This is a genomic window from Chryseobacterium gallinarum, assembly GCF_001021975.1.
Lineage (GTDB): Bacteria > Bacteroidota > Bacteroidia > Flavobacteriales > Weeksellaceae > Chryseobacterium > Chryseobacterium gallinarum.
Genome location: NZ_CP009928.1, coordinates 1,602,751 through 1,619,935 on the forward strand (window position 1 = coordinate 1,602,751; position 17,185 = coordinate 1,619,935).

The 17,185-nt window shown below is 36.9% G+C and carries 20 protein-coding genes; 16 read left to right on the top strand and 4 right to left on the bottom strand.

Features of this window, described 5'->3' with window-relative positions; translation table 11 throughout:
- Nucleotides 1-33: 33 nt before the first annotated feature.
- On the top strand, nucleotides 34-1,002 hold the full coding sequence (locus tag OK18_RS07160) for an ROK family protein (protein ID WP_050021824.1): 969 nt from the start codon (nucleotides 34-36) through the stop codon (nucleotides 1,000-1,002).
- A gap of 310 nt (nucleotides 1,003-1,312) precedes the next feature.
- Nucleotides 1,313-1,867: a peptide-methionine (S)-S-oxide reductase MsrA gene (gene msrA, locus OK18_RS07165; RefSeq protein ID WP_050021823.1), complete on the top strand. Its 555-nt coding sequence runs from the start codon at nucleotides 1,313-1,315 to the stop codon at nucleotides 1,865-1,867.
- A 72-nt stretch (nucleotides 1,868-1,939) separates the two neighbouring features.
- Here the strand turns inward: msrA and OK18_RS07170 are convergent, their stop codons facing one another.
- Complete coding sequence (locus OK18_RS07170) at nucleotides 1,940-2,800, bottom strand: hypothetical protein (RefSeq protein ID WP_053327567.1); 861 nt, start codon at nucleotides 2,798-2,800, stop codon at nucleotides 1,940-1,942.
- A gap of 397 nt (nucleotides 2,801-3,197) precedes the next feature.
- On the opposite strand from OK18_RS07170, the gene OK18_RS21685 reads away from it, so the two are divergent.
- The 12 genes from OK18_RS21685 to OK18_RS07215 all read left to right on the top strand — a co-directional run bounded on the left by OK18_RS21685 (nucleotide 3,198) and on the right by OK18_RS07215 (nucleotide 13,488).
- A complete protein-coding gene (locus OK18_RS21685; protein ID WP_156173238.1) occupies nucleotides 3,198-3,338 on the top strand; it encodes a hypothetical protein in 141 nt (46 codons plus the stop codon).
- 163 nt (nucleotides 3,339-3,501) lie between these two features.
- Nucleotides 3,502-5,118, top strand: a complete 1,617-nt coding sequence (locus tag OK18_RS07175) for a tetratricopeptide repeat-containing sensor histidine kinase (RefSeq protein ID WP_053327568.1) — start codon at nucleotides 3,502-3,504, stop codon at nucleotides 5,116-5,118.
- A gap of 14 nt (nucleotides 5,119-5,132) precedes the next feature.
- A complete protein-coding gene (locus OK18_RS07180) occupies nucleotides 5,133-5,798 on the top strand; it encodes a response regulator (RefSeq protein ID WP_050021818.1) in 666 nt (221 codons plus the stop codon).
- 90 nt (nucleotides 5,799-5,888) lie between these two features.
- Nucleotides 5,889-6,359 (top strand): hypothetical protein, encoded by a 471-nt coding sequence (locus OK18_RS07185; RefSeq protein ID WP_156173239.1) that lies wholly within the window; start codon nucleotides 5,889-5,891, stop codon nucleotides 6,357-6,359.
- A gap of 11 nt (nucleotides 6,360-6,370) precedes the next feature.
- A complete protein-coding gene (locus tag OK18_RS07190; protein WP_053327570.1) occupies nucleotides 6,371-8,095 on the top strand; it encodes a hypothetical protein in 1,725 nt (574 codons plus the stop codon).
- Nucleotides 8,096-8,109: 14 nt separating this feature from the next.
- Entirely contained in the window at nucleotides 8,110-8,271 is a 162-nt protein-coding gene (locus OK18_RS21135) for a hypothetical protein (protein ID WP_156173240.1), read from the top strand.
- Nucleotides 8,271-8,783, top strand: coding sequence for a hypothetical protein (locus tag OK18_RS07195; protein ID WP_053327571.1), 513 nt, complete (start codon nucleotides 8,271-8,273; stop codon nucleotides 8,781-8,783). Before OK18_RS21135 ends, OK18_RS07195 begins: the two co-directional genes overlap by 1 nt.
- 2 nt (nucleotides 8,784-8,785) lie before the next feature.
- Complete coding sequence (locus OK18_RS07200; RefSeq protein ID WP_053327572.1) at nucleotides 8,786-10,336, top strand: AAA family ATPase; 1,551 nt, start codon at nucleotides 8,786-8,788, stop codon at nucleotides 10,334-10,336.
- 140 nt (nucleotides 10,337-10,476) lie between these two features.
- Nucleotides 10,477-10,926, top strand: a complete 450-nt coding sequence (locus OK18_RS07205) for a hypothetical protein (protein WP_050021812.1) — start codon at nucleotides 10,477-10,479, stop codon at nucleotides 10,924-10,926.
- 19 nt (nucleotides 10,927-10,945) lie between these two features.
- Nucleotides 10,946-12,649 (top strand): hypothetical protein, encoded by a 1,704-nt coding sequence (locus tag OK18_RS07210; protein ID WP_128572440.1) that lies wholly within the window; start codon nucleotides 10,946-10,948, stop codon nucleotides 12,647-12,649.
- Nucleotides 12,650-12,937: 288 nt separating this feature from the next.
- Nucleotides 12,938-13,108, top strand: coding sequence for a hypothetical protein (locus OK18_RS21450; RefSeq protein ID WP_167336354.1), 171 nt, complete (start codon nucleotides 12,938-12,940; stop codon nucleotides 13,106-13,108).
- A 71-nt stretch (nucleotides 13,109-13,179) separates the two neighbouring features.
- Nucleotides 13,180-13,488, top strand: coding sequence for a hypothetical protein (locus tag OK18_RS07215; protein WP_156173241.1), 309 nt, complete (start codon nucleotides 13,180-13,182; stop codon nucleotides 13,486-13,488).
- Nucleotides 13,489-13,585: 97 nt separating this feature from the next.
- On the opposite strand, the gene OK18_RS07220 is transcribed toward OK18_RS07215, so the two are convergent.
- The 3 genes from OK18_RS07220 to OK18_RS07230 form a co-directional block, all read right to left on the bottom strand.
- Entirely contained in the window at nucleotides 13,586-14,035 is a 450-nt protein-coding gene (locus OK18_RS07220; protein ID WP_050021809.1) for a GNAT family N-acetyltransferase, read from the bottom strand.
- Entirely contained in the window at nucleotides 14,028-14,651 is a 624-nt protein-coding gene (yihA, locus tag OK18_RS07225; protein ID WP_053327574.1) for a ribosome biogenesis GTP-binding protein YihA/YsxC, read from the bottom strand. The genes OK18_RS07220 and yihA overlap by 8 nt, the downstream gene beginning before the upstream one ends.
- 66 nt (nucleotides 14,652-14,717) lie before the next feature.
- On the bottom strand, nucleotides 14,718-15,479 hold the full coding sequence (locus OK18_RS07230) for an alpha/beta fold hydrolase (protein WP_053327575.1): 762 nt from the start codon (nucleotides 15,477-15,479) through the stop codon (nucleotides 14,718-14,720).
- 272 nt (nucleotides 15,480-15,751) lie between these two features.
- Between OK18_RS07230 and mraZ the strand changes: the two genes are divergently transcribed.
- The gene (gene mraZ, locus OK18_RS07235; RefSeq protein ID WP_050021807.1) at nucleotides 15,752-16,210 is read left to right on the top strand and encodes a division/cell wall cluster transcriptional repressor MraZ; all 459 of its coding nucleotides are present in this window, start codon (nucleotides 15,752-15,754) and stop codon (nucleotides 16,208-16,210) included.
- A gap of 44 nt (nucleotides 16,211-16,254) precedes the next feature.
- Nucleotides 16,255-17,148, top strand: a complete 894-nt coding sequence (rsmH, locus tag OK18_RS07240; RefSeq protein ID WP_053327576.1) for a 16S rRNA (cytosine(1402)-N(4))-methyltransferase RsmH — start codon at nucleotides 16,255-16,257, stop codon at nucleotides 17,146-17,148.
- Nucleotides 17,149-17,185: the final 37 nt, after the last annotated feature.

Below are 17,185 nucleotides of genomic sequence, written 5' to 3' on the forward strand. Positions count from 1 at the left end.
TATAATTTTAGCCCACAGAATTTAAGAATAAAAATGTCATTAATAGATTTATCAAAACAAGTTGCCCTGGGAATTGATATCGGCGGAACCAATACCAAGTTCGGAATTGTCAACCATCGCGGAGAAGTTTTGGACAAAGGAAACCTGAGAACCGATGCCTATGACAAAGTCGAGGATTTTATAGATGCTTTACACGAGCATGTTTATCCTTTAATGGAAAAACATGGTAAAGAAAAAAACTTCGATGGAATCGGAGTGGGTGCCCCCAATGCCAACTATTATAAAGGAACCATTGAACTTGCCCCTAACCTGCCCTGGAAAGGAGTAATTCCTTTTGCTGAGCTCATGAAGGCTAAATTCAATTTGCCCTGTACGGTTACCAATGATGCCAATGCTGCTGCTTTAGGGGAGATGCTTTTTGGTGCTGCAAGGGGAATGAAAGATTTCATCATGATTACCCTGGGAACCGGTGTAGGAAGCGGAATCATTGCTAACGGCAGCTTAATCTATGGACATGACGGTTTTGCAGGAGAGCTGGGCCATACCATCGTAAAACCTGGCGGAAGAAAACACTGGAGTACGGGTTCAGAAGGAAGTCTTGAAGCCTATGCGTCTGCTACGGGGATTACCATTACAGCTAAAAAAATGAGAGCTGAATTCCCGGAATCTATGCTGAATCAGTATCCTGAAGATGAGATCAATTCTAAAACGGTTTATGAATGTGCTATGAAAGAAGACCCTATCGCCATTGAAGTTTTCCGATATACAGGACAAAAGCTGGGAGAAGCATTAGCCAATTTCGTCATGTTTTCATCACCTGAAGCCATTCTTTTATTCGGCGGGGTAATTAAAGCAGGAGACTTTATTTTAAAACCTGCTAAACTTCATATGGAAAGAAACCTTCTTCCAATCTTCAGAAACAAAGTAAAATTAGTATTCAGTGAACTTAACGAGGCTGACGCTGCTATTTTAGGAGCAAGTGCCCTGGTTTGGGAAAAGTAACCGAGATCTGAAGCTGAGAGATGGAAGTCATGGAGTACTAAGGATAGCCATTCATCTGTTTTTTTCTTTACAATAAATTAATGGCGTTGTTGACTGAACTTCCAGCCTTTTACTTTAACCGAACTTAGATTAAATAATATGAAGCATCCTTTTTCAGGGTGCTTTTTTAGTAACTAGTGAATACGTTGCAATTTGAGTTTAAGAACCTGAAACCTTACTCAAATGAAAAACTTTTTCTTACTTTTGATTAACCTTTTCCGGGTCATTCCCTTACTATGGAAAGGATGTAAAACAGGATAATACCAAAAAAATGAATAACAATAATTTAGAAAAAATCGTTTTCGGTGGTGGATGCTTTTGGTGTGTGGAAAGCTGCTTCAATATGTTGAAAGGCGTACAATCTGCTATTTCAGGATATTCAGGCGGGCATAAGGATAATCCGACCTATCAGGAAGTATGTACCGGCGAAACTGGACATGCTGAAGTAGTGGAAATTACTTATGATCCTTCCATCATCTCTTATGAACAATTAATGGATGTTTTCTTTTTCCTGCACGATCCTACTCAACTGAACAGACAAGGTAATGATATAGGAACCCAATACCGTTCTGTTATTTACTATAAAGATGATGTTGAAAAGGCAAAGGCTGAGAAGGCAATTAAAGTGTCTCAGGAATCAGGAAGATGGACAGGAACCTATGTTACAGAGTTAGCACCATTCGAGAAATTCTGGCCGGCGGAACAATATCATCAGGGGTACTATAATGAAAATCCTACACAACCGTATTGCAGCGCAGTTGTAGGTCCTAAAATTCAGAAATTTAAGAAGCATTTCGGAGAGTTGGGAATGCTAAACCAGGAATAATACAGAGCGGAGAGACATCTTCGCTTTTTTTATGAGTAGGCAAGTCTTTGGCTGAAAAATCAAATTTATAATTTACTCCTCAACAACTAACGAATCATATGGCTTCCCCGCGTATTTGAAAATAATGATAGGGGATGTCTTTCTTAATTCTCTCCCGTTATCCGGATCTACCCCATCATCTGTAAAAAATTCAACTTCATTATTATATTTTGAATACCAGGTTTTCCCTAATGCATTGAGCTCGGTCAGAGTATCTTTTCTCATAATTTTTCTAAAGTGCAGAAGCTTATGGGCATCCATAGCTACAATATCAATTCCGGGGCGGATATAGCTGCTGTCTGTTCCGATATATCTTTCACCATTCCAGTACATATATTTTTTCTCCGTCATTGGTGCCATAGTGGACATAAATCCTAAATGAGATGAATAGTTGCCACTTATTTTCTTATTTCCAGAAAAAACAACATTTCCTGTGACAAGGCATAAAATAAAGGCCATTTCAATAATTCCCAACCCATTCTGCTTTATAAATTCAGGAACTTTGAAATGCTGTTCGTTAGTAATATTAATAATAATGTTTGATATTTTTTCCGATAACGACTCTTCATGTTCATCCACTTTTATTTTAACAGTGGTTCTATTGGTATCTTCCTCTTCTTTGACAAACGTTCTCGAAAACTCAAGAAAGTTTTCGTACCCTATATATTGACTGAGCTTATTAAAAATTTCCTGATCTTTTATATCAGGCTCTCTATCATCACGGATACAAGCATTATAATATCTTACAAAGGTTCTTTGGTTTATCATAAAGTTCCAGGTTTTCTCAAAATAATCAGAAAGCTCATCTGCCCAACCGCTTTTTGTATTTCTGTTGGGAAAGTCTTCCTGTGCTTTTTTGAACACCTCATGAATTAGTAGTTTTTTCTTGGACATATATAATTTTTTGAGCCATTACAAAATAGATAATTCCCAATCAGATCACATTACGGATTCCCATAAAGCCTTCAGTGTCCATTCCGTGTCCTTAAATGTCCAAAACGTGACTAACACATGCGTCACCTTTTGTCGCATCTTTGCTTCAGAAATCAGTGATAAACAAAACATTACAAAAACAAATTTACAAAACTGATTTCAAAATCACCTGATAAGCGGAGGAAAAACTCCGGGTTGGGAAGCAGATGTTTCTCCTCCGTTTTGATGGTTCACTTCCCAAAAATTTAGAAGCGCTTCAAATTTTTTAATCGTGTAGCTCTACCTGTGATCGGTTTCACTGGCAACTACAGAAATGCCTCAATTTTAAATTTTTAAGGAAATGATCCAGTTTATATTAATGCTATTAGGTTTAGCATTCCCCAATAATAACGCGAATACAACATCTGATAACAACCAAACTCCAGTAACAGTAAGTGCATCTGTAGAATTAGGAGAGGATACAGGAGGAGAAACAATACCATTGCCTCCAAAAAAATAGTAAATAAGTGAGAGAGGTTAGCTTCTCTCACTTATTCTTTTTTTATTAGATACCATAAAATTATAGAAGTAATTTTATATTTTTATGAAAACTAATTATTTTGAAGCTTAACATTTTTGTATTTCTAGCACTAAGCTTAATAATCTGTTCCTGTACAAAGTATTTGGAAAAAGAGACAAATCAGGAAATATTCAATTCTGATTACAATAAAGCCTATACATTCGATTCTTTAAGTAATGGAGATAGTGCTTATGTTTATTATGGTAGAGCTCTTGAGATTTTTAAGCAGAATAAAGACCAATTTGGTCAGGCAAAATGTCTTCTAGGAATGGCTAAAATACTAACCTCTCATGGTGATTATTTTAAAAGTCAGGATTTTTCATTGAAGGCAAAAACCTTATTCAATACAAAAGATTCTGCTCAATTCCATCATATTACAGATAATTTCAACAATTTAGGTATGGTAAGTAATAGTTTGAAGCATTACTCTGAATCCCGTAACTATTATAATTCTGCTCTAAAATTCGCTGGAAACTCCTATAACAAAATAGCAATACAAGTAAATATCGCAACCTCTTATAAGGAAGAAAAAAATTATATCCAAGCGATAAAGATCTATGATAGCATTCTTCCAAAAGCAAAACAATTACATGAGATGATCTATGCAAGGATCCTATCAAATTTTTCATATATAAAATGGCTATCTGATAAAACATATGATCCCATCCCTACTCAACTGCAGGCTCTCACAATACAAAATGAGATCAACGACCATATGGGAAAGAATGCAAGCTATTCCCATTTAGCAGATTATTATGAAAATAGGGATTCTGAAAAAGCTTTACAGTATGCGGAAATGATGTACAATGTTGCAAAAGAAGCAAAAAGTACCGATGATGAATTGGAAGCTTTGCATAAAATTACTGCTTTTGATTCTAAAAATTTTCAAAAAAATTTCGATCAATACACCTCTCTAAGAGACAGTATACAAATATCCAGAGACATTGATAATAATAAATTCGCTACTATCGTCTATGGCGTAGAAGAAAGCAAGACTGAAAATCAGAAATTAAAAACACAAAAAGCTGAAAGAGAAAATCAGCTATTATGGCTTTCTTCCCTTTTGGGTCTACTTATCGCTACTATAATTGTAATTATCACTTTATATAAAAAAAGACAAACAAGGCTCAAGCAAGAAAATGAATTAAAAATAAACGAAAATAAACTCAGGCTCTCTAAAAAAGTTCACGACGTCGTAGCCAACGGGATCTACCAGGTAATGACCAAGATTGAGAACCAGGATAATTTTGATAAGAACAAAGCTCTTGATGAACTTGAGTTTGTTTATGAGAAATCCAGAGATATTTCCTATGAACAGCCGGATGTTAAAGATATTGCAGCATTTGATGAAAAAATATCCAATCTCATTGGGTCATTTAAAAATGACAATGTAAAAACCTTTTTGGCCGGAAATGGAAAGAATATCTGGGTAGGTATAAATGATTCAAAAAAAGATGAGGTATATCAGGTGATCCGTGAGTTGCTGGTAAATATGAAAAAGCATAGCCATGCCAGCCGCGTTGCCTTTAAGTTTGATAAAGTGAACAATATTATACAGATTCAGTATACTGATAATGGCATTGGTATCCCAGGAGAACTTTCTTATAAAAACGGATTAAGAAATACGGTTTCCCGTATTGAAACCATTAATGGAGAAATTACTTTTGACAATACAACAGAAAAAGGACTGAAGATATATATTTCATTTCCCGCTTCTTAAATAAAGAAAAAAGAATGTTCAAAAAAATTTTAATAGCCGAAGACCACGAAAGCAGCAGTATCTCTGTGCAAAAAACATTGGAAGATCTCCATATTTCCAATGCAGACTATGTATATTATTGTGATGATGCAGTAGCGAAAATTCAAAAATCAATCCGGGAAAATAATGTTTATGACCTGCTGATTACTGATCTCTCTTTTGAAGAAGATCATCGTGAGCAAAACATCAAAGATGGCAAAGAATTGATCAGAGCAGCCAAAATGCTCCTCCCCTCCTTGAAAGTAATTGTCTTTTCAGCAACCCACAAATCCGGGGTTATAGATTCTCTTTTTACAGAATATGGAATCAATGGATTTGTTCGTAAAGCCCGCAACGACTCCAAAGAGCTAAAAAAGGCAATCGCATCAGTGTATGTCAATGAAAACTATCTCTCACTTGATCTTAAGCAAGACATTAAAAAGCTGAATAGTTATGAGTTTTCTACTTACGACATTACCCTTGTCTCTCTTCTTTCTCAGGGAGTTTTGCAGAAAAACATTCCTGTTTACCTTCAAAATAATGACATCAGGCCCAACAGCTTAAGCAGTGTAGAAAAAAAACTTAACAGTTTGAAAGAGGACCTGGAAGTTACCAGTAACGAGCAGCTTGTTGCTTTTTGTAAAGATTTAGGAATTATTTAAGCATTTTTATATACTTTTGTTAGTAAAGAAATAAAACTAACCATGAAATGGCCAAAATAATTTTCCAAAATGAGGATCTCAACCTCAATTTTGAAAAAAAAACAAGAAAATACAGCAAATACTTCCGGCTTTCTGAGTGAACGTGATTATTTAAAAAAACGTTCTGAAGGGTATATAAACCTGATCAAAAACATGGATACCGATATGCTATCGCAAACCGGAGGCAAAGAAGAATTCATGAAAAAACTTCAGGAAGAATTTGGAACTACAGATCCTGCACAGCTCCCCATCGGGATATTGGCAAAATGTTTTTTAGAACATCCCCATGATGTTCACACATTGGATCTGAGCAGTAGCGTAATTCTTAAGCATTATGTCATAGGAGAGGCTCTTCCTCCGGATTTTGAAAAGGCAAGAAATACCGCCCTTCACAATGCCTATGCTTTTGTAGAGGTATATAAAGATAAATTCATTGTCATCCATTGGGACGGCACCGCGACCTTTCTTGCTAAAGCTATAGACTCGATTGTTAACTTTTTCTCCGGAGGAGACGCTAAATAAAAAAACACAAAATGTCACAGGAAGATTATTTTCTCAACAACAAACTTAGAGGGATAGACAATGATCTGGATCATGTCAACAAAAACTTAAAAAACCTCAATTCCCAACTAGGCAGTATCAATTCTGAAATAGGTAGTATCCATAGCAAGCAGGATATTCTGGACGACAGAGTGGACAGCCTTTCCGATGAGCTGCAGGATTATATAGAAACCGATACCCTGAATAATGAAATTCAGCTTGCCGAAGTCAGACAGGGAAACCTGAAACAGGAACTTCATAACAGATATGGATATTATGAAGAAATCCGAAGAACGGTTTTAGGAATTTTACAGGCTGTAGACAGCGGATTGGTGACCCATGAAATATTGCAGAACACAGTGGGTTCTTTAATGATCAAAACTCCGGATTATTGGCTTGCTCCTGCCTTGGTAACCCTTACGGCATGGCTTCGTGATGACCGTGAAGAAGCAGAAAAAGCATTAAAAGAAGCCATAAGAAGGGATGACTATAAAACCACTCTTTTCTTTATGCTTATTACCAGAAGAATAGGAAGAAACAATGCTTGCCATCAATGGATGGAAAGATACTTGCTGCATCAGGACCCCTATAATCTGGACCGGGAATTTATTACTGTTCTGGAAGCGGTTTCAACCGGAGCATTTCCTCCTGCTTCCCGGCAGCTGATGATGTCCACTCTAGAACAATGGATAGAGCAATTAAAGCAAAACGGCCAATATCTCAATGACCAGAAAACACAATGGTTTAATTTCTTTGAGAATGACCGTTTCTTTAGTGAAGAAGATTATCCCCTGCTTAAAGATTATTGCACCAATTGGGCAGACTTTATTGCCCAAATGAAAAAAGCAGGATTACATCAGGCTTTGGAAACACATTTTAAAGCTATTTTCAATAGTACGATAGACCATACTAAAACCTCACAAAATCAGCTTGACGATCTCCTTTCATTATTGGTGACCAATTTTGATGGCGAAGAACTTGAACTCAAAGAGCAGGTAAGGCTCAATCAACTGATTATAGATAAAAAAGGCAACAAAGCTTTAGCCACCTCATCCCATACCTCCGAAAGAAAAATCTTTGATAAAACAACCAATTTCCTTCAGATGCTTACCAATGCAGCATTTAACCCGGAAATGTCTGGCGTTTCAAACGCTACCCAGACATTAGCTGTAGCCATAAGCCGACCATGGATTATTGAAACATATGATTCCTATAATGCTGAATACCGTATGAAAGGTATCCCAGCAGCTGAATTAGAGATCAATAGCTACCAGACATCCATAACAGACGGATCTGATGAGACAGAACAGCTAAAAAAACATGAAGAATATTGGAATGAGGATCTGAAAAAGAAAATAAGCAAAGCCAATTATTCATGTTTTGGAATGGGAGCCGGCATTGCGATTTTGGCTTTTAGTATGATTCTTCTAAATGACAAAGCCTATTATGCCTTTGCTTTTGTTGCTTCCATAGGCTCTTTTATCATTTATTCAATTATTTCAGAAACCACTAGAGAAAGAGCAGCTATAAGAAAAAAAAATGATGCCGAAAAGACATCTTCACAAACCATTCTGCGGGGCTGTATTGCCGAATTGGTGGATTTCAGAACAGCATATACTAAAGAAGATGAAAAAGCGGAAAAGATAAGAAACATGCTACAATCTGTTTCTGCAGCAGATTTTTCTGCCAATTCCAGAGATACCAGACCCTTATTATAAACATCAAAACAAAAATGAGCGATTTCAATATCAATTCTGAAGAAAATAAAAACATCAGTAAGGGCGAAACAAAACCCAATACTCAGGAGAAAAAGAAAAAAGAAGAAGTAAAATTTCCGGAATGGGATGTCCTTCCTCCCGGACAGATCATTAATCCAAGAATAAAAAATCAATAATGAAACCTCCTGTTACCTATGCCGATTGGGCAGACTTATTTGAACGTTTTGGAAAAGGAGAAGAGGTTGCTGAGGCAATGAATTCCGGCAGGTTTGAACTTGATGCCGGAACAGCACAACGATTTTATGCAAGAGCAGAAGAAGGTTATAGAGCCCGGAAAAAGCTTTGGCTGGATAATTTTCAAAGGAACTTTACCCTTGAAAATATAAGAACGATTGAAGAGCTGGAATTTGTCCTTCAGAATAATAAAAAGACCTTAGCTGCCTTATCTGGATTTGCTTATTCCAAAGGCCTTCCGAAAGAATTGAGAGAAAACTTCACCAATGATTTCAAAGCATTTGTAAGTGAGTTTAAAAAAACACTGAAAGACAACACAGGGAAAGATAACAAAGACAGGGAGAAAATGTTAATGGTCATTAATTCCTTTAATATGAATGAAGTTCCACAGGATCCGATTATAGATGAATATAAGGATTCTACACCTTCAACCGGAAGAAAAATTATTTTTTAATTATGGCAAACAAAGAAGAATTTAAAACTTCTCTATCGAGGATGTTTCGTGCGAGAATTCCTTTTATCTCCATACGAAGTATAGAAAGAGCAAGAGTTTTAGAAATCATACAACAATTATCAGAGGAAATTAATATTCCTATCTACATTCATAGTCTGTCCCATGGAACGATGGAAATCAAAACGAAAAAAACCGTCAATGATGACCGTTCTGTAGCAGGAGGGATTGACTTTGCAGTCCAGAATATCTCCCAAAGGCAAAACCTTACCTTCATTTTCACTGAAGTAAGTGATATTGAAGATGATAATATTGTCTCCAGACATATCTACGATTGTGTTGTTCAGGCCATTGAAAAGGGAGGTAGCATCTGTATCATTTCTACGAAAAGCGTATGGTCACAGCTTCAACGTTTAGGGATGACCCTTACCCTGGATCCTCCTAACGAGGAAGAAATGCTTTCTATTGTTAAAGATTGTGTGATGCCTTACAAAGGTTCTATTCCTATCGATTGGGAAGATGCCGATTTCAAAATGGCCGCAACTATTTTAGCCAACATGACCAAAATAGAGGCAGAAAATGTATTGGCTACGCAAATGGCTAAAGGTTCCCTTACCAAAGACGATATCAAAAGCCTGAGCATGGAGAAAGATAAACTCTTCAGTGATATTTCCGGTCTTGAAAAAGTAAAAGTAGATCCTTCAATGATTTCTGTAGGGGGATTAAGTGGTCTGCATCAATGGCTGGATAATCAAAAACAGTTGTTAACCGCTGATTTAAAAACCAGAAAACTTCGTCCGCCAAGAGGTGTTTTATTAGTCGGAGTTCCCGGTTGTGGAAAATCCTTATCTGCAAAATTCATTGCAGCAACCTGGAATCTCCCCCTATATAGGCTTGATTTTGCCTCCATACAAGGAATGTATGTAGGACAGTCTGAAAACAGATTAAAAGAGGCTCTTGAATCTGCTGATAACGCTGCCCCATGTATCTTATGGATTGATGAAATTGAGAAAGGCCTTGCAGCTAATGCCAGCGACTCTTCCGGAGTGACTACCAGGATGATCGGACAGTTTTTATTCTGGCTCCAGGAAAGTACGGAGAAAGTTTTTGTGGTAGCCACCGCCAATGACGTTTCCAAACTTCCTCCGGAACTTCTCCGTAAAGGCAGGTTTGATGAGCTTTTCTTTGTAGACCTTCCCCAAGATCAGGAAAGAGCAGATATTATCAATCTTTATATCAAAAAGAATCTTCTTCCCCCACCTTCGCTTCAGACTTTTGAAAAACTGGTAGCCTTATCGTCCGGCTTTGCGGGCTCTGATCTGGAAGGTGCTGTACGTGACGTAGCCATACAGGCTGTGATTAATGGTGACTCTTTCATCACAGATGAACTCTACGAGAAGTGCTTCCAAAATATCGTTCCGCTGAGCAAAACCAGCCCGGAAAGAATTGAAGCCATAAGAAATTGGGGTAAAGAAAGAGCCCTTCCGGCTTCAGGACTTTCGTGGAACTCCTCTCCCAATGATAAAGTTTCTCCTAAGCGTACCATTATTATTTAATCAGCACTTATGATTTCTATAGCAACCTTTCAAAAATTTGAAAGGTTTTTTCGTTTTACGGATTCCCATAATTTTTATTTTAGTCCTCCCCCTACTTTTGTGAATATAACAACCTCCAATTGTTGTTTTAAAATAATACTATGGGAAAAATAATCTTTCAGAATGCGATACCGAATATAGGTTTTGAAAGTCCAAAGCCCTCTTCCAGAATACTCAGCGACAGAGATATTCTGAAAAAGCGCTCGGAAAATTATATGAGTCTAATCAAAGGTATTGATTCAGATCTGCTTTCTGAGACAGGAGGTAAAGAAGAACTGATGGCAAAAATCCGGAGTGAATTCGGAACGGCAGAACTCAACAGCCTTCCTTTGGGAATTTTAGCCAGATGTTTTCTGGGGCATCCCTATGAAGTCCACACCTTAGACCTGAGCGGAGAACAGATCATTAAACATTATAAAACAGGAGAATCTCTTCCGGAGCATTTTGAAAAAGCAAGAATATTAGCTAAACATAACGCCTACGCCTTTGTGGAAATTTATGCGGACAAGCTTATCCTTATTCGTGAAGACGGCGTTGCAGCCAAACTATAACGATGAAAACTCAATTAAAATGTCACAAAAAGTAATTTCATACGCAGATCTTTCGATCATCAACAGTGCTTTAAAAGCTATCAAAGCAGATCTAAGGGAGGTAAATCTGGAATTAGGAAGCCTCAATAACAAGCATGATCATCTCAAAGATGATTTGCTTACATTGGCGAATTCTTTCGCTGATTTTGTTGAAGCCGATCTCAAAAACAAAGCCCTACAACTCGCTGAAACCCGGCAAGGTAACCTCAAGCAGGACCTTCAGATTAAATTCGGATATTATGCCGAAATCAGGAGAATGGCAACAGGTATTCTTCATGGAGTAGACGTTGGAATTGTAAGTGATGATACGTTGAAACATGCTACAGAAGAAATCATGATAAAGGCTCCCCATTACTGGCTTGCTCCCGCCCTGATTGTGTTAACATCATGGATAAGAGATGACCAATCTACTACCAACAAGGCTCTTCATGAAAGTTTAAAAAGAGACGACTATAAAACTACGCTTTTCATGATGCTTATTATGAGAAGGCTGGAAAGAAACGAGGCCTGCCTGCAATGGATGAAAAGATATTTTCTTCATCAGGACCCTCATCATCTTGACAGGGAGTTTATTGTTATTCTGGAAGCAATCACTACCGGGGTTTTCCAACCTGCTTCTCATCAGCTTATGATTACTCATATAAAGAACTGGATAGAACAGCTTACTCAAACGGATAACTATATCGATAAACAAAAGATACAATGGATTAGTTTTTTCAAAACCCAAAGTTCTCCTTCTTCTAAAAATTATATCCTCCTTGAAGAATTCGCTGGCAATTGGACAGAATTACAACTATCATTATCGAAGGCAAGATCCCATACTCCGCTTGATCTGCATTTTAAAAACATTTTTGAGAATACGGCAGATTATTCCGAAGCAACAAAAGTGCAACTCGATGAAATTCTTTCCCTGCTGGTTACCAATTTTGATGATGAAGAACTTCCTCTTCAAAACGAAGTAAGATTAAATCAACTGATCATCCAAACCGATGGAGATAAAATGGCAGCACAAGCTTTAATGAACAATGAAAAACACATTTTTGATGAGAAAGTAGACTTTCTCCAACTCTTAACCAACGCCGCATTTGATCCCGAACAATCGGGAGCTACTAAAGTGACACAAGCTCTCGCAGTTTCCATAAGCCAGCCCTGGATCGTAGAAGCCCATGATACTTTCACCGCAGAATACCGGAATAATATAGAAGAAAAAGTAGAATTAATTATTGACGGTTTTAAAACTTCAACTACAGACGGAACAGATGAGGAAATGCAACTTAAAAGGCATCAAAAGTATTGGGCAGACTTTCTGGAAAATGAGCTTAAAAAACTCAGCGTTCCTTATGCCGTGACGGGTATTGGTATTTTCATTTCTATGATAAGTTTAGCCATTTTTAAATTAGGAATGCTGGGTATTATTGGAGCCGTGACTGGGCTCTTAATAGCAGGAAATTCGATCTATACTTATAGAAAAAACAAGAGAAAGGCCATAGAAAATATTACAGAAAGAGAAAGAAAATCAAAAGAAGTCTTACGAGGATGCATTGCAGAGGTAGTTGACTACAGAAAAGAGTATTCCATGGAAGACAGAAAAGCTGAAGTCTTGCGTCATACTTTACTATCTATAGCCCCAGAAGATTTTTCAAGCAACTCAAGAGACACCCGTAATATTTTACAACCTTCTTAAGCATAATTGATATGAAAAATACTATTGAAAATCAAAAGCCAGCGGAATCATCACCTTCCGATATCTCTGTACTCGCAAAGAAAAACAGCAAATTCCCTGAATGGGATATTCTTCCTCCTCATCCAATTGTTAATCCTAGAATAAAACTCAGATCATGAGCTGTTGGTTGTTGATATCACAAACAAATCTTTCAGAGTTCTGAAAGATTTGTTCAATTTACGGGTTCCCGTAAGGAATCATTTTTTGAGCATTATATCTTTGAATGTTAACCAACTAAATTATTTTATTATGGCTAAAAAACCATTAGGTACAAAAGCAAAGACAGGAGAAAAATGCCCTGAATCTGGAGTATGGAAAGTTGTTGGGAGCCCATCTACTACAGCTCCTATTTCTGAAGGTAACACAATGCCACCTTACAGTGGGAACTCAGTTGTGTGGGAACTAATTCAGTACGCCTAAACTTAATCCAACGATCTATTGAATAGATCGTTGGATCATAACTAAAATCAATAATTTAAAAAATAAATATCATGAAAAAACTACTTTTTACAAGTCTTTTAGGACTGGGACTATTAATGCCGGCAACCTTTTCAGCGACAACCAACACCAACGCTTCTGCCAGAGAATTTGCTTCAAAAAAACCTAAGAAAACAAAAAGTAAAAAAAGCAGAAAAAGCAAATCAACAAGCTCGAGATATTCAAGATCTTATTCACAAAGCAGCGGTGGGTGTACTTACAACGGACATCAGCTTTATGTAGGACAAAGAGGCGGATGCTATTATTACTCGGGAAGCAGCAAACAGTATGTAGACAGATCATATTGCTCAGGATGTAATTAATATAAAACCAATAACCTGTAAGGTAGCTCTGCCAAAAAACTAAAAACACTCATCATAAAATCAAAAAAAGCGAAGATGTTCTTCGCTTTTTATATTTCTACCTTCTGATCATTTCCGTATGCGGAATATCATCTTCCAGATATTTTTTCCCGGTATCTTCAAATCCGAATCCGCTATAAAACCTTAAAAGATAGTCCTGTGCTGAAATTCTGATTTCCGGGGTGTGAAAACGGTTTTCTATGGTTTCTACTGCATATTGTATTAACTGCTTACCCAGATTTTTGCCTCTGGCTTGTTCAGTAGTTAAAACCCTGCCGATAGAAGTTTCTTCATATTTTATTCCTTTATCAAAAATACGGCAATAGGCAAGCACTTCTCCATTTTCTTCCGCCCAAAGATGAACAGCCTTTTGATCATAATTGTCCAGATCAGGGTAAGGACAATTCTGTTCTATAATAAAAACATCTACACGGGCTTTCAATACAGCATATAGCTCAGGAACAGTAAACTCATCAAATGTTTTAATTTTCCATATGATATTACTCATCGAAACTCACATTATTATTCTTTAAAAAATCATTGGTCTTTTCTATAAAATTCAGGATTTCATCCCCTCCTTCTTTTTTTTCTGCAGAAGTCACGTAGAGCTCCGGAAGATCTTCCCAGGTTTTATGAAGCTCTGCTTTATAATCTTCAACATTTTTGATCACTGCATTCGGCTTCAACTTGTCTGATTTCGTAAAAACAATCGAAAATGGTACCCCGCTTTCTCCACACCATTGTATAAATTCCAAATCGATTTTCTGTGGATTGTGCCTTACATCTACCAATACGAAAAGATTCACCAGGTTTCTTCTGTTCAGAATATAATTGGTAATCAGTTTTTCAAAATCTTTACGCTGAACTTTTGAAACTTTAGCATATCCGTATCCCGGTAAATCGGTAAGATACCAGCTTTCGTTCACCATAAAATGATTGATCAGCTGGGTTTTACCGGGAGTCTGTGAAGTTTTGGCCAGGTCCTTATGATTCATCATAGCATTAATCAATGATGACTTTCCTACATTAGACCTTCCGATAAAAGCATATTCAGGAATATTGGGCTCAGGACATTCCTGCCATTTTCCACTACTCTTTACAAACTCTGCTTTTTTAATAACCATTTTGAATCTATTTTAGAAAAATAAACCATTAAGAAAAGCTCTTAATGGTCATTTATATTATGTATTTTAAACTTTATCTTTTATCCAGTTGAATAATATCTCGTTGAACTCATCCGGTTTTTCCATCATGGCAGCATGACCGCAATGATCAATCCAGAATAGATCGGAATTAGGAATAAACTTGTGCATATCCTCTGCTACTTCAGGTGGGGTTACATTATCCTGTTTCCCCCAGATCAGACAGGTTGGAGTTAAAATTTTAGGAAGATCGTTCAGCATATTGTGCTTAATGGCACTTCTTGCCAGCATTACCGTTTTTATTCCTTTCATTCTGTCGTTCACCACTCCAAAAACTTCATCCACAAGATCTTCAGTAGCAACACTTGGATCATAAAAAACCTCTTCGGTTTTTTTCCTGATATAAGATCGGTCGTTTTTTCTTGGGAAACTATCCCCGAAAGTTCTTTCATATAACCCGGAACTTCCGGTCAAAACAAGATTTTTTACCAAATCCGGTCTTGCCAAAGTAAGAATAAGCCCTATATGACCTCCCATTGAGTTTCCTACAATTGTTACAGGTTCTGAAATGTGGCTTTCTATAAACTTGATAATATATTTTGCTAATGTGGTGAGGTTCGTATTGAGTACCGGCAAATCATAGATTGGCAATTGAGGGACATATACTTTATATCCCCTGTTCGAAAAAAAATCTACCATTTTATCGAAATTGCTCAAACCACCCATTAACCCGTGCAACAGCACTAATGGATGTCCTTCTCCCGCCTCTACATAGGAATATTTCTTTTCTTTTTTCGTACTAAATATCATAAGATGCCTTAATAAAGCCCTGCAAAAATACAAATTAAACCTCAAAAATATTTTGATTATCCTAATTTAAGATAAAAATAATACAATATTCTCCTTTTTAACTTTTTTTTTCAAAACATCGTTATTATGGCTTAAATAGCACTTTTTACAACATTCTACATATCAATTATTTACGAGTTTAAATTTCAATCTTTAATAAAACTTATTAACATTAAGTCAAAAAGTGGGAAAAAGTGGGAAATTTTGGAAATTATTATATAAATTTGTCCCAAATGAAAAGTTTCATTGGAACATATGAGTGTAAAATTGACGACAAAGGCCGCTTAAAAGTTCCTTCATCTTTAATCAAACAGATGGAAAACTTCGACGATAAGGCGTTTGTAGTCAAAAGATCTGTGTTCCAACCTTGTCTGGAAGTTTACCCAATGAATGCCTGGGATAAACTGATGGGCAAAATTAATAAACTGAACAGGTTCATTAAAAAGAATGCTGATTTCATTCGAATGTTTACGGCAGGAGTAAAAACAGTAGAGCTGGATAATGCAGGAAGACTGCAAATTTCAAAAGACCTGATGCTTTTCGCAAATCTACAGAAAGAGATTGTGGTAACCAGTGCGGGAGAACTCTTTGAAATATGGGATAAAGAAGCCTATGAAAAGGTCATTTCCACCAATGAAGCAGATTTTGCCAGCCTTGCCGAAGATGTAATGGGCTCTTTCGATGAAGAATAACTGTATGGTTATTAAGTTGTATTTAATAAAAAACACAATTAAGCATGTATCATAACCCCGTTTTGTTGAAGCAGAGTGTAGATGATTTGGTGACGAATCCTGACGGAATATATGTGGACTGTACCTTCGGTGGAGGTGGCCACTCAAGGGAAATCCTGAGCAGACTTTCCGAAAAGGGAAAATTATTCAGCTTCGACCAGGATTTAGACGCGCTTAAAAATACAATTGATGATCCCCGGTTTACATTGGTAAATCAGAATTTCAGATTCCTGGAAAACTCATTACTGATGTACGGAATCTCACAAGTGGACGGGGTTTTAGCCGACCTGGGGGTTTCATCACATCAGTTTGATGAAGCAGACAGAGGATTCTCTACCAGAAGCAATGCCCCTCTGGATATGAGAATGAATGTCATGCAAAACCTGGATGCAAAACGGGTGATCAATGAATATGGAGAAGAAGAACTTGCTGATATTTTCTACCACTATGGAGAATTAAGAGAGGCCAGAAAACTGGCAAGAGAAATTGTTCACCACAGAAAAACAAAGACTATAGAAACTACTGAGGATCTGAAGAAGCTTTTTAGCTATATCCCTCCTCATAAAGTAAATAAATTCTATGCCCAGCTTTTTCAGGCGGTGAGGATTGAAGTCAACCAGGAACTGGAAGTATTAAAGGAAATGCTGGTTCAGGCTTACAATATTTTAAAACCGGAAGGAAGATTAGTGGTTATCTCCTACCATTCTTTAGAAGACCGTTTGGTAAAAAGATTTCTGAAAAACGGAATGTTTGAAGGCGAGCCGGAAAGAGATATCTACGGAAATTATAAAAAAGCATTTGAATTGCTTAAGAGCAAAGCAATTATTCCTGATGATAAGGAAATTGAAGAAAACTCCAGAGCAAGAAGTGCAAAAATGAGAACAGGAATAAAGGTATAAATGATAAATCATAAGTGATAAACGATATCAACTGACT

Bases quoted from the DNA above. Each gene is read 5' to 3' on its own strand.
- yihA (WP_053327574.1), bottom strand. From the start codon at position 14,651: ATGGTTATTAAAAAAGCAGAGTTTGTAAAGAGTAGTGGAAAATGGCAG.
- msrA (WP_050021823.1), top strand. From the start codon at position 1,313: ATGAATAACAATAATTTAGAAAAAATCGTTTTCGGTGGTGGATGCTTT.
- OK18_RS07200 (WP_053327572.1), top strand. From the start codon at position 8,786: ATGGCAAACAAAGAAGAATTTAAAACTTCTCTATCGAGGATGTTTCGT.
- OK18_RS07215 (WP_156173241.1), top strand. From the start codon at position 13,180: ATGAAAAAACTACTTTTTACAAGTCTTTTAGGACTGGGACTATTAATG.
- OK18_RS07220 (WP_050021809.1), bottom strand. From the start codon at position 14,035: ATGAGTAATATCATATGGAAAATTAAAACATTTGATGAGTTTACTGTT.
- OK18_RS07190 (WP_053327570.1), top strand. From the start codon at position 6,371: ATGTCACAGGAAGATTATTTTCTCAACAACAAACTTAGAGGGATAGAC.
- OK18_RS07230 (WP_053327575.1), bottom strand. From the start codon at position 15,479: ATGATATTTAGTACGAAAAAAGAAAAGAAATATTCCTATGTAGAGGCG.
- OK18_RS07170 (WP_053327567.1), bottom strand. From the start codon at position 2,800: ATGTCCAAGAAAAAACTACTAATTCATGAGGTGTTCAAAAAAGCACAG.
- mraZ (WP_050021807.1), top strand. From the start codon at position 15,752: ATGAAAAGTTTCATTGGAACATATGAGTGTAAAATTGACGACAAAGGC.
- OK18_RS21685 (WP_156173238.1), top strand. From the start codon at position 3,198: ATGCTATTAGGTTTAGCATTCCCCAATAATAACGCGAATACAACATCT.
- rsmH (WP_053327576.1), top strand. From the start codon at position 16,255: ATGTATCATAACCCCGTTTTGTTGAAGCAGAGTGTAGATGATTTGGTG.
- OK18_RS07160 (WP_050021824.1), top strand. From the start codon at position 34: ATGTCATTAATAGATTTATCAAAACAAGTTGCCCTGGGAATTGATATC.
- OK18_RS07195 (WP_053327571.1), top strand. From the start codon at position 8,271: ATGAAACCTCCTGTTACCTATGCCGATTGGGCAGACTTATTTGAACGT.
- OK18_RS21450 (WP_167336354.1), top strand. From the start codon at position 12,938: ATGGCTAAAAAACCATTAGGTACAAAAGCAAAGACAGGAGAAAAATGC.
- OK18_RS07205 (WP_050021812.1), top strand. From the start codon at position 10,477: ATGGGAAAAATAATCTTTCAGAATGCGATACCGAATATAGGTTTTGAA.
- OK18_RS07210 (WP_128572440.1), top strand. From the start codon at position 10,946: ATGTCACAAAAAGTAATTTCATACGCAGATCTTTCGATCATCAACAGT.
- OK18_RS21135 (WP_156173240.1), top strand. From the start codon at position 8,110: ATGAGCGATTTCAATATCAATTCTGAAGAAAATAAAAACATCAGTAAG.
- OK18_RS07180 (WP_050021818.1), top strand. From the start codon at position 5,133: ATGTTCAAAAAAATTTTAATAGCCGAAGACCACGAAAGCAGCAGTATC.